Annotated in this window: 9 protein-coding genes; 7 read left to right on the top strand and 2 right to left on the bottom strand. The window is 73.4% G+C overall.

Annotation, left to right across the window (positions count from 1 at the left end; all coding sequences use genetic code 11):
• Nucleotides 1–313: 313 nt before the first annotated feature.
• From ACGF15_RS28235 to ACGF15_RS28205, 7 genes are all read left to right on the top strand, one after another.
• On the top strand, nt 314–1,321 hold the full coding sequence (locus tag ACGF15_RS28235; protein ID WP_362606648.1) for an iron-containing redox enzyme family protein: 1,008 nt from the start codon (nt 314–316) through the stop codon (nt 1,319–1,321).
• A 26-nt stretch (nt 1,322–1,347) separates the two neighbouring features.
• Nucleotides 1,348–2,049 (top strand): 2OG-Fe dioxygenase family protein, encoded by a 702-nt coding sequence (locus ACGF15_RS28230; RefSeq protein ID WP_345615121.1) that lies wholly within the window; start codon nt 1,348–1,350, stop codon nt 2,047–2,049.
• Between the two features lie 228 nt (nt 2,050–2,277).
• Entirely contained in the window at nt 2,278–4,365 is a 2,088-nt protein-coding gene (locus ACGF15_RS28225; RefSeq protein WP_392803010.1) for a molybdopterin-dependent oxidoreductase, read from the top strand.
• A gap of 2 nt (nt 4,366–4,367) precedes the next feature.
• The gene (locus ACGF15_RS28220; RefSeq protein ID WP_345615123.1) at nt 4,368–5,357 is read left to right on the top strand and encodes an aldo/keto reductase family protein; all 990 of its coding nucleotides are present in this window, start codon (nt 4,368–4,370) and stop codon (nt 5,355–5,357) included.
• 60 nt (nt 5,358–5,417) lie between these two features.
• Nucleotides 5,418–6,545: an aminotransferase class I/II-fold pyridoxal phosphate-dependent enzyme gene (locus ACGF15_RS28215; RefSeq protein WP_345615124.1), complete on the top strand. Its 1,128-nt coding sequence runs from the start codon at nt 5,418–5,420 to the stop codon at nt 6,543–6,545.
• Nucleotides 6,542–7,489, top strand: a complete 948-nt coding sequence (locus ACGF15_RS28210) for an ornithine cyclodeaminase family protein (protein ID WP_392803006.1) — start codon at nt 6,542–6,544, stop codon at nt 7,487–7,489. Before ACGF15_RS28215 ends, ACGF15_RS28210 begins: the two co-directional genes overlap by 4 nt.
• A 158-nt stretch (nt 7,490–7,647) precedes the next feature.
• Nucleotides 7,648–7,935: a hypothetical protein gene (locus ACGF15_RS28205; protein ID WP_345615127.1), complete on the top strand. Its 288-nt coding sequence runs from the start codon at nt 7,648–7,650 to the stop codon at nt 7,933–7,935.
• A gap of 58 nt (nt 7,936–7,993) precedes the next feature.
• On the opposite strand, the gene ACGF15_RS28200 is transcribed toward ACGF15_RS28205, so the two are convergent.
• Complete coding sequence (locus tag ACGF15_RS28200) at nt 7,994–9,316, bottom strand: polysialyltransferase family glycosyltransferase (protein WP_392803003.1); 1,323 nt, start codon at nt 9,314–9,316, stop codon at nt 7,994–7,996.
• Nucleotides 9,313–10,263, bottom strand: a complete 951-nt coding sequence (locus ACGF15_RS28195; RefSeq protein ID WP_392803000.1) for a glycosyltransferase family 2 protein — start codon at nt 10,261–10,263, stop codon at nt 9,313–9,315. Before ACGF15_RS28195 ends, ACGF15_RS28200 begins: the two co-directional genes overlap by 4 nt.
• Nucleotides 10,264–10,368: the final 105 nt, after the last annotated feature.

The following is a 10,368-nucleotide window of genomic DNA, read 5'->3' as shown; positions in this document are numbered from 1 at the left end:
CCCGCCCCCCCGGTAGCGGGCCCCGGGGGGGGGGGGGGGGGCCCCCACCGTGGGGTAAATGTAGTCCTCCGCCAACGGGGTGTTTTCGCGGGGGCGGGGGGGTGGGTTTAACCCCCCCCCCACGGCCCACGGCCTCCCGCAAATACCAGACCTGTCAAGACCCTCCATCGCGTCACGATCTTGGGGCGATGTAGATCTTCATGCGGTAAGGAAGTTAGATTATTCGTGTGGCCATGTCATTGGCATGGGAAACGGGTATATGTCAGGGGGAAATATGGACGTAGCGTCTCCGTTAGCCGACCGGAAGCCGGCATTGGACGCCTATCCCGTGGTTGCGGAGGTCTCCTCTTTCCTGGGGACTCCCGCGGACGAACTCGACGCGTCACTGGGCGCCGAAAAGCGTGCAGCCCTCCGCACGGCCGTCGGTGAACTCAACGCAAAGGCGGCGACGGGTGACCCGGCCGCCTTCTACGGGCAGCAGCTGCTGCTGTCCCGGCTCTACGGGCTCTCGATGCAGCTCCCCGAGGGGCCCAGCGCCGAGGGCTCCCTGGCCCTCCAGGAAGTGCTTCGCCTGCTGGAGCAGGCCACCGTGGCCGCCGAGGACGCCATGCTGGAGCCCGGCATCCTCGACGCGGCGCCGGCCGAGCCCGCCGCCTTCCTCTCCTGGCTCAAGAAGTCCGCCCGCGCCCACCGGGTCTACAAGCACCCGTACTACCGGGAATTCATCCGCGACCGGGCCACGGCGGACGACCTGCGGAACTACGTCATCCAGGAATCGGTCGTCGACGGGCGTTTCGACGACCTGCTCGCACTGATGCAGGTCGGCACCGGCGGCGCCGCGAAACTGGAGATCGCCGGAAACTTCTGGGACGAGATGGGCAACGGCGAGCCCGCCGAGGTCCACACCCATCTCTTCAACCAGATCTTCCGGGTCTTCGACATCTCCGCCGAGGAAATGGAGCGGTCGCTCACCGCCAATGCGCTGCTGTCCGGGAACCTCGCCGTGCTGCTGTGCCGCTACCGGCACCTGTACGCGGAAGCCGTCGGATTCCTCGGGATGACCGAATGGCTGGCGCCCGACCGCTTCGTCCAGGTCGTGCACGCCTGGGAGCGGCTCGGACTCCCCGATGTCGGCATCGTCTACCACAAGCTCCACATCACCATCGACTCCCGCCACGCGGCGGGCTGGTTCCACAACGTCGTCGTCCCCGCCGCCGAGTCCGAGCGCATGCGGCGGGCGATCGCCCGCGGAACGCTGTGGCGGCTCAACTCCTCGGCCCGCTACCTCGACGAACGCATGCCCGATCCCGCCGTTCACTGACCGGTCCGACAGGAAGGCTCCGAGCCATGGCACTCGGCCCCCAGGGGTTCTCGGTCATCGACGTACCCCCGGCCGCGCCGGAGGTACGGGAGAGCTACGAGGACCTCCCGCTCGACCCGTACATGGGCAACGGCACACGCTTCAAGCGGTTCGCGCAGTACCGGGTCGCACCGGAACCCGGACGCGACCGGGGCTGGCGCTACGAGAAGCTCCCGCAGCGCGACTACACGACGTACCGGACGTTCAACAACGTGGGCGGCGGCATCCGCCGCTCCTACGAGCCGGTGCTCGTCGACTTCACCCCGATGATCACGCTCGGTGCGGACGCGATCGGCCTGGACCGCGGCGAGGACTGGCAGATCAACGTCCACCAGAACCGCACCAGGGCCGACGGCCGGCGCCCCGGGCCGCTGACCCCGGAGGGCGTGCACCACGACGGCCACGAGTACGTCATGATCGCCGTCGTGCGGCGGAACAACGTCGGCGGCAGCGAGACCCGGCTGTGGAAGCCCGGCGCCGGCACGCCCTTCTGGACGGGCACCCTGGAGGCCGGCCAGGCCGTCCTCCTCGACGACAGGGCGCTCCAGCACGATGTCACCGACGTGGTCTCCGCCGACGGCGGACCGGGCCACCGGGACATCGTGATCGTCGCCTTCTCGCGCTGGAAGGACAAGTGGTACGGCGACGAGCACGACGCCGCTGCCCTCGCCGACCGCCCGCGGAGCTGAACCCGCGGCGCACGCGCACACACCCCGCCGGGCGTGCGGCCGGGAGGGCCCGCACGCCCGGCGGCAGCCCGGGTGGGCACGCGGCGGGACGACCGCGGCCGCCCGGGCCGTGCCCCGCAGCAGGCGGCAGGGCTCCCCGCCCCCGCCACCCTCCCTGCCGCCGCACCGGAGCACGGCCCGGCGCAGGGGGAAGCGGTACCGGAAATCTCACGGAAGGAGAGGCGGCGCATGAGCGTCACCCAGGTCCCCGGGGCATGCCCGCTGGACTGCCCGGACGGCTGCAGCTGGCAGGTCACCGTCCGGGACGGTGAGGCCGTCGCGCTGCGCGGCACCCCGGACCACCCGTACACCCGGGGGACGCTGTGCGTGAAGGTCAACCAGTTCCTCGAGCACACGAGGGCCCCCGACCGGCTGCTCCACCCGCTGCGGCGCGTCGGCCGCAAGGGGGAGGGGCGGTTCGAGCGGATCAGCTGGGACAGCGCGCTGGAGGAGGTCGCGCGGCGGCTGAGTGAGACGATCGAACGCCATGGCGGCGAGGCGATCTGGCCGTACCAGGGCACCGGCACCCTCGGCTTCCTCCAGGGGCTCCAGGGCCGGGCGGGCAGCCGCCTGTGGAACGTCCTGGGGGCCTCCCGCCACGACATGACGATCTGCTCGATCGCCGGTCTCGCCGGCCTGCGGTACACCCTCGGCACGAGCACCGGGATCGACCCCGAGAGCCTGGAGTGCTCCCGGCTGATCCTCCTGTGGGGAAGCAACCCCCTCACGACCCACCACCACCTGTGGAAGGTGATCCAGCGTGCGCGGCGGGACGGCGCCCACGTCGTCGTCGTCGACCCGGTCCGCAGCCGGACGGCCGCGCAGGCCGACGAGCATCTCGCACCCCTGCCCGGCACGGACGCCGCCCTCGCCCTGGGCCTGCTGAACGTGGTCCTGGCGGAGGGCGCCGAGGACCGCGCGTACCTGGAGAACCACACCGTGGGGTGGGAGGCGTTCCGGGAGCGGGTGCTGGAGTTCGGCCCGGCGCGCACGGCGCGCGAGACCGGCCTGGCCGAGGAGGAGATCGTCCGGCTCGGGCGGCGCATCGCCCGGACCCGGCCCACCGCCGTCCGGGTGTCGCAGGGCATCCAGCGCCACGCCGGCGGAGGCACCGCGCTGCGGACCCTCGCCTGCCTGCCCGCCGTGACCGGCGACTGGCAGCGGCCCGGCGGCGGCCTGCTCTACTCCACCGACGGCTACTTCGGCGGCAACCGCGAGGCCCTCCACCGGGACGACCTGCTGGACCGTCCGGTGCGGACCCTGTCCATGACGCGGCTGGCGGAAGGGCTGCTGGAGGTCGACGACCCGCCCGTCGAGGCGCTGGTCGTCTACGGCGCCAACCCCGTGGCCAGCTCGCCCGACCAGAACAGGATCCGCCGGGGCCTGGCCCGGGAGGACCTGTTCACCGTGGTCATGGACCACTTCCCGACCGACACCGCCGACTACGCCGACATCGTGCTGCCCGCCACCATGCAGCCCGAGCACCTGGACGTCCACGACGGCTACGGCCATCTGTACGTCACCTGGAACGAACCGGCGGTCGCCCCGCCCGGGGAGTGCCTGTCCACCACCGAGACCTTCCGGCGCCTGGCCCGGGCCATGGACCTGAAGGAACCGGCGCTGTACGCCGGCGACGAGGAACTGGCCGGCGAACTCCTCGACTCCCGGCACCCCTCGCTGGCGGGCATCACCGTGGACGCACTGCGCGAGCGGGGGTGGGCGCGGCTCTCCTACCCGGACCCGAAGGAGTTCGCTCCCTACGCGGACGGGTTCCCGACCCCCTCGGGGAAGCTGGAGTTCGTCTCGGAGACCGCCCGGGCGGACGGGCACGACGCCCTGGCCGGATACGTGCCGGCCGCCGAGCCGGGCGACGGGGAACTGGCGCGGGCCTACCCCTTCGTTCTCATCTCGGTCGCGAACCACTTCTTCCTCAACACCGTCTTCGGGAACAGGCCGGCACTGCGCCGCCGGGCCGGCGGGCCCTCCGTCGTGCTGCATCCCAAGGACGCCGCGGCGGCCGGGATCACGGCCGGCGACCGCGTCCTGATCGGCAACGTCCGGGGCGAGTTCGAGGCCGCGGCCGTGGTCGACGAGGTCGTACGGCCGGGCGTCGCGATGACGGCCAAGGGCCACTGGCCCAAGCTGACCGGCGGCCACGGCCCGAACGCCACCGTGGAGGAACGGGACGCGGACATGGGCGGTGGAGCCGTCTTCCACGACAACCGCGTGCGGATCACACCCCTGCCTCCGCGCGGGGACGACAGCAGTGAGGACTGAGCATGGAATTCAGGCGTCTGGGCCGCAGCGGGCTCCAGGTCAGTGAGATCGCCTACGGCAACTGGCTCACACACGGGTCCCAGATCGACGACGACCGTGCCGTCGCCTGCGTACACGCGGCGCTGGACGCGGGCATCACCACGTTCGACACCGCCGACGTGTACGCGGGCACGGCCGCCGAGGCCGTGCTCGGCAAGGCGCTGAAGGGGCTGAGGCGCGAGTCCCTGGTGCTCTCCACCAAGGTGTTCTTCCCGACCGGCCCGGGGCCGAACGACGGCGGACTGTCACGCAAGCACATCACCGAGGCGGTCCACGGCTCGCTCACCCGGCTGGGCACCGACTACGTCGACCTGTACCAGGCCCACCGCTTCGACGGCCGCACCCCGCTGGAGGAGACCCTCAGGACCTTCGACGACCTCATCCGGCAGGGCAAGGTCCTCTACATCGGTGTCTCGGAATGGACGGCGGACCAGATCGCGCGGGCCCTGGAGCTGGCCGGTGAGCTGGGACTGGACCGCTTCGTGTCCAACCAGCCCCAGTACTCGATGCTCTGGCGGGTCATCGAGAAGGACGTCGTGCCGCTCTGCGAGCGGGAGGGGCTCGGCCAGATCGTCTGGTCGCCGCTCGCCCAGGGCGTGCTCACCGGCAAGTACCGCCCCGGCCAGCCGCCGCCCGAGGGTTCCCGGGCCGCGGACGAGGTGGGCTCCGGCTGGGTGAGGGCCTTCCTGCGGGACGAGGTGCTGGAGCGCGTGCGGCAGCTCGCCCCCCTCGCCCAGGAGCTGGGGCTGACCCAGGCCCAGCTCGCCGTCGCCTGGACGCTGCAGAACCCGAACGTCGCCGCGGCGATCGTGGGCGCCTCCCGGCCCGAGCAGATCCGGGGAAGCGCGAAGGCGGCGGGTGTGCGCATCGACCCCGAGCTGATGCGCCGCGTCGACGCACTCCTCGACCCGGTCGTCGAACGCGACCCGGCCAAGGTGGACAGCGCCGGGTAGGCGCGCTCCGCCCCGCTTCCCGTCCATCCGAACCGCCGAGCGCCCAGGGGGGACGCACCCATGACCTTCACCCCGTTCGACCTGCTGGACTGGCAGGGGAGACTGGGAGGCACCGCCACCCACAGCCTGGCCGACAGCGGCTGCCGCCCGGTCCGGCTCCGTGACATCGTCGACAGCGAGCAGGCGCTGGACCGGCTGCTCTCCGGCGAACTCGGCTACCCGCCGACCTGCGGCACGGACCTGCTGCGCACGGAGATCGCGCAGTGGCACGCCGGGAGCGCGGAGCACGCCTCGGAGGTCATCGTCACCGTCGGGGCGGCGGAGGCCAACACGGTCGCCGTCGAGACCCTGGTACGCCCCGGGGACCACGTGGTGACCATGGCACCCGGCTACCGGCAGGTGTGGGGCGCCGCCCGCAACCGGGGCGCCGAGGTCGAGGACTTCCCCCTGGACCCGCGGCGCGGCTGGCGCCCCGACATCGACGCGCTGGCGAGGGCGGTCCGCCCGGACACCCGGGCCATCTCGGTGACGACCCCCAACAACCCGGCCGGCATCGTCCTCACCGAGGAGGAGATGGAGGCGATCGTCGCCATCGCCGACCGGGCCGGCGCGTGGATCCTCTCCGACGAGGTGCACCGCGGAACCGAACTCCGCACCGAGGAGGTCAGCCCCTCCTTCTGGGGCCGCTACGACCGCGTGGTGTGCGTCGGCAGCCTCTCCAAGGCGCTGGGCATGCCGGGGCTGCGCCTCGGCTGGCTGGTCGCACCCGCCGCGCTCGTGCCGCAGCTCCGCCGGCGGCACGAGTACGCGACCGTCTCCGCGGCCGGGCCGGCGATGGCCGTCGCCGAGCTGGCGCTCGCCCCCGCCACCCGCACCCGGCTGCTGGACCGCTACCGCGGCTTCCTCCGCGAGAGCTGGACCCAGATGCAGCAGTGGATCGACGCCCACGACCCACTGCTGTCGGTCGTCCCGCCCGAGGCGACCTCCCTGGCCTTCGTCCGCTACGACCTGGACCTGTCCAGCACCGAGGTCGCCGAGGCGCTGCACGCCCGGGGCGGTGTGCTGGTCGGCGCCGGGGCCCACTTCGGCACCGAGCGGCACCTGCGGTTCACCTACGGGCTGGAGCCGGCGAAGCTGGCCGCCGCGCTGGAGAAGACCTCCCTGGTGCTGAAGGAACTGAGCGCGTGAACCCCGCCGCCCTGCGCCGGATCGACGCCGAGGAGCTGGCACGCCTGCTACCCATGCCGCGGGCCGTCCGGGCCGTCGAGGCGGCCCTGCGAGCGGGGCTCGACCCGGAGGCGGATATTCCGAGGACGGTGCACGAGGTCGCCGCCGGGCAGCTGCTGCTGATGCCCTCGGCGAACTCCTCGTACGCCGGGGTGAAGATCGCCGGGGTCGCCCCCGGCAATCCCGGCCGGGGGCAGCCGCGCATCATCGCCTCCTACCTCCTGATGGACGCGGAGACGCTCCGCCCGGCGGCCCTGATCGACGGCTCCGCGCTGACCCTGCTGCGCACCCCGGCGGTTTCCGCCGTGGCCGTGGACCACCTCGCGGTTCCGGCTGCCGAACGGCTCGTGGTCTTCGGCGCCGGGCCGCAGGCGCGCGGCCATGTGGAGGCGGTCCGGGCGGTGCGCCCGCTCTCCTGGGTGGGCGTCGCCGCGCGGAGCCCGCGGCAGGCCGCGGAACTCGTGGAGCACTGCAGGGAAGCCGGTCTGGACGCGGAGCCGGTCTCCCCGGAAGCCGTCGCCACCGCCGACGTCGTGGCCTGCTGCACGACCTCCCGTACACCGCTGTTCCCGGCCTCGGCCGTGGCGTCCCACACGGTCGTCGTGGCCGTCGGGTCGCACGAACCGACGGCCCGGGAGGTGGACACCGAACTCGTCGCCACGGCGACGGTCGTGGTGGAAGCCCGCGCCGCGGCGCTGCGCGAGGCGGGCGACCTCCTGATCCCCCTGCGCTCCGGCGACATCGGCCCGGACCGGATAGCGGGCAACCTGGCCGAACTGGTGCGCGGAGCCGTGGACACCGGTGCCGTGGGACCGAAGCTCTTCAAGAGCGTGGGCATGTCCTGGCAGGACCTGGTCGTGGGAGCCGCCGCCGTCGAGCGGGCCGGTGCGGGGGCCGCACCGTAGCCCGTGGACCGGCCGCGGCCGCCGGGCGCGCCGCGCCGCCCGATGCCGGGCCGTCCCCGTGCCCGGCGCCTTCCGGCGCCGCCGGGTCGGCGCCCACGCGGCCGGAACTCGACGCACGGTGACAGCCCTGCCGCTGTCGACTCAGCGTGACGAGGGCCATGCTGTCCGTTGTGAACGACACCTTCGACACCGCTGTCCACACCGTCATCGTGCTGGCCGTGCTGGCCGTCGCGGCGATCCCCGCGATCCTCGGAGCCGTACGGGACCGCCGCATCGGCACCCGGCCGCGGGACGCGGAGGACGGCGTGGACCGCCGCACCGGCGTCCTGCTCGTCTTCGACCTCGCCTACGGTCCGCACGAGGACAGGGTCGTCCGGGCGCGTGCCCGCCGAGGCACCGGCAGGCGGCGCCGGGGCCCCGGAGGCGCTGCCGGGGACGGGCGGTGATCCCGGCGAGCCGGAGCCGCGGCACCGGTCCGCCCCGACGTCCGGCGGCCGCCCGCTCTCAGCGCAGGCGCCGGACCATCCTGCGCACCACCGGGTTGCGCCGCAGCGCCTCGCCGCGGACCGGGGCCGTGGCCCCGGGCAGGCCGAGACCGGTGAGCCGCCGGCGCTTGAAGTAGCGCGTGAGCCGCTCCTCGGGCAGGCCCGACAGGTACGACTCGGCGGTCCCGCGCAGCTCCGGGTGCGCCTTGTGCTGCATGCAGTACCCCACGGCGCGGACCAGGTCGGTGACGTCCGCCCGGAGGTCCACGGGGCGCCCGGCCCGCTCCGTGTCCGAGAGGTCCGGGACCAGGGCGTCCACCAGGGTCAGCGGGATCCGGTTGCTGTTCTGGTAGGGCGTGATCCGCTCCAGCAGCAGCTCCGTGCCCACCCGCGCCGCGGGAATGCCGTACAGGGCGGCCGCGGTGACCATGGCCGTGGAGAAGCACCCCACCACCAGCTCCGGCCGGGCCCGCTCGTACACCGTCTCCGCCAGCACCGGGTCCCGCATCACCTGCAGGGTGACGCCCAGCTCCCCGGCCAGGTCCTCCAGTGCCCGGGTGGAGTCGGCCGGGGCGCTGGGGTGCGGCTTGAAGGCGATCGAGCGGTGGCCGAGGGCGGCGGCGCCGCGCAGCATCCGCAGGTGCAGCCCCGCCTCCTCGTCCGGGCTGATCAGTCCCAGCGCGGACAGGTACTGGCCCAGCAGCAGCGCGGTGGCGCCCGCCCCGCCCGCGGCTGCACCGGACCCGACGGCCGCGGTGATCGCCGCGAGCACCGTCCGGAACTCCGCGTCCGGCACCGCCACCGGCTCCACCCCGTGCTCGGAGAGCAGCAGCGGCCGCAGGCCCGGCACCAGGTCGAGGTGGATCAGGCGGCGGATGCGGCTGCTCATCGGCAGCGGGATGTGGTTGCGGGTGGGCCCGTAGCTCATCAGGCCGTCGGCGTACACATGGATCGGGCTGTCCGCGAAGATGGCCGCGACGGCCCGGGAGGGGTTGGCCTGGATGGACTCGCAGGCGATCTCCACCGGCCCGTCGCCCAGGTCCCAGGCCAGGCGCAGGCTGCGCTCCCACAGGACGGCGTCCTGCGCCCGCGGCGACCACCCGGCCGGGTGGTGCGGGCGGATGGCCTCGTTCCAGGAGCGCACCTCGTCGAACTCCCCGCGCAGCGCCTCGAAGCCCGCCATGGCGTCCAGCGGGACCCCCACCTCCGGGGCGGCCGAGGTGTCGCTGACCAGCAGGATGCGCCGGTGCTCCGCCCGGGGGCCGAACATCCCGGCCCGGATCGCGGCGGTGATGGTCGCCGCCGCGTACTGGGTGGCGGCGCAGAAGATCTGGGTGGTCATGCCGCCGCCTTCCGCACGAGGGTGCGCCGTTCGTCGTCGAGTCCTTCGAGTGTCGCCTCCAGCACGCCGGCCGGTATGCGCCGCAGGGCGGCGGAGACCCGGGTCCGCAGCTCGCGGGCGACCGGGCGGCTGAAGCGCTGCCGCTCCCGCAGGTGGTGCGCGACGACGACGCAGTAGCCGCGGACCGCCTTGGGCATCAGCACGTCCCGCTCGGGGTCGTCGGCGAGTTCGGCCAGCACCTGGTCGAAGGCCCTGACGAAGTCCAGCTGCCGTACGTCCCCGATCTGGGTGAGGGAGCCGGCGAGGCCGCGGCGGTAGAAGACGCCGTGCAGGGGGACCACCGCGTAGGAGTCCGCCCGGCGGTGGAGCTGCCAGATCCAGGGCCGGTCCTCCGCGGTGCGCAGCCCGTCCGTGAAGCGGAGCAGTCCGCGGTCGAGCAGGGCCGCGTCGTAGACGCCCGCCCACGCGTAGGGGTAGTCGACCATGCTCGACTCCCCGACGGGGAGGATCGAGGTACGGGGGTCCAGCACCTCGCCCCGCCGTCCCTCGGGCGCCCTCTGGAGGGTGCGCTGCGCGCCGTTCACCTGTACGTGGTCGGTGCGGACGAAGTCCACGCCCAGCCGCTCGATCGCCTCGACCAGACCGGCCAGATGGCCGGGGCCGAGCCAGTCGTCGCCGTCGAGGAAGGTCAGGTACCGCCCGCCGGCCCGGTCGATCCCGGTGTTGCGGGCCGAGGCCAGCCCCCGGTTCTCCTCGTGGCGCACGACGACGGAGCGCGGCAGGCGGGCGGTGAGCGCGGTCAGGGCCTCGAAGGTGTCGTCGGTGGAGCGGTCCTCGACGAACACGAACTCGAAGTCGTCCCGGGCGTTGTTCGCCAGCCCTGCCACGGTGTCGGCCAGATAGGCCGACACGTTGTAGCAGGGGACGATGACGGAGAGCGTGGTCACCGGGCGAGGCTAGGCGCCGTCGGTGGAGCACTCGCTGACCGCAGCATGAGCACCAGGTGAACGCCCGGTGAGCGTCGGAGTCGGTGCCGCGCCGGCCGCGCCCGC

The sequence above is a fragment of the Streptomyces sp. NPDC048001 genome (assembly GCF_043203115.1).
Taxonomy (GTDB): domain Bacteria; phylum Actinomycetota; class Actinomycetes; order Streptomycetales; family Streptomycetaceae; genus Streptomyces; species Streptomyces sanyensis.
This window is presented reverse-complemented; position numbering and strand designations above follow the sequence as displayed.

Excerpts from the sequence above, each read along its gene's own strand:
- ACGF15_RS28230 (WP_345615121.1), top strand. The coding sequence starts at position 1,348 with ATGGCACTCGGCCCCCAGGGGTTCTCGGTCATCGACGTACCCCCGGCC.
- ACGF15_RS28200 (WP_392803003.1), bottom strand. The coding sequence starts at position 9,316 with ATGACCACCCAGATCTTCTGCGCCGCCACCCAGTACGCGGCGGCGACC.
- ACGF15_RS28205 (WP_345615127.1), top strand. The coding sequence starts at position 7,648 with ATGCTGTCCGTTGTGAACGACACCTTCGACACCGCTGTCCACACCGTC.
- ACGF15_RS28220 (WP_345615123.1), top strand. The coding sequence starts at position 4,368 with ATGGAATTCAGGCGTCTGGGCCGCAGCGGGCTCCAGGTCAGTGAGATC.
- ACGF15_RS28215 (WP_345615124.1), top strand. The coding sequence starts at position 5,418 with ATGACCTTCACCCCGTTCGACCTGCTGGACTGGCAGGGGAGACTGGGA.
- ACGF15_RS28225 (WP_392803010.1), top strand. The coding sequence starts at position 2,278 with ATGAGCGTCACCCAGGTCCCCGGGGCATGCCCGCTGGACTGCCCGGAC.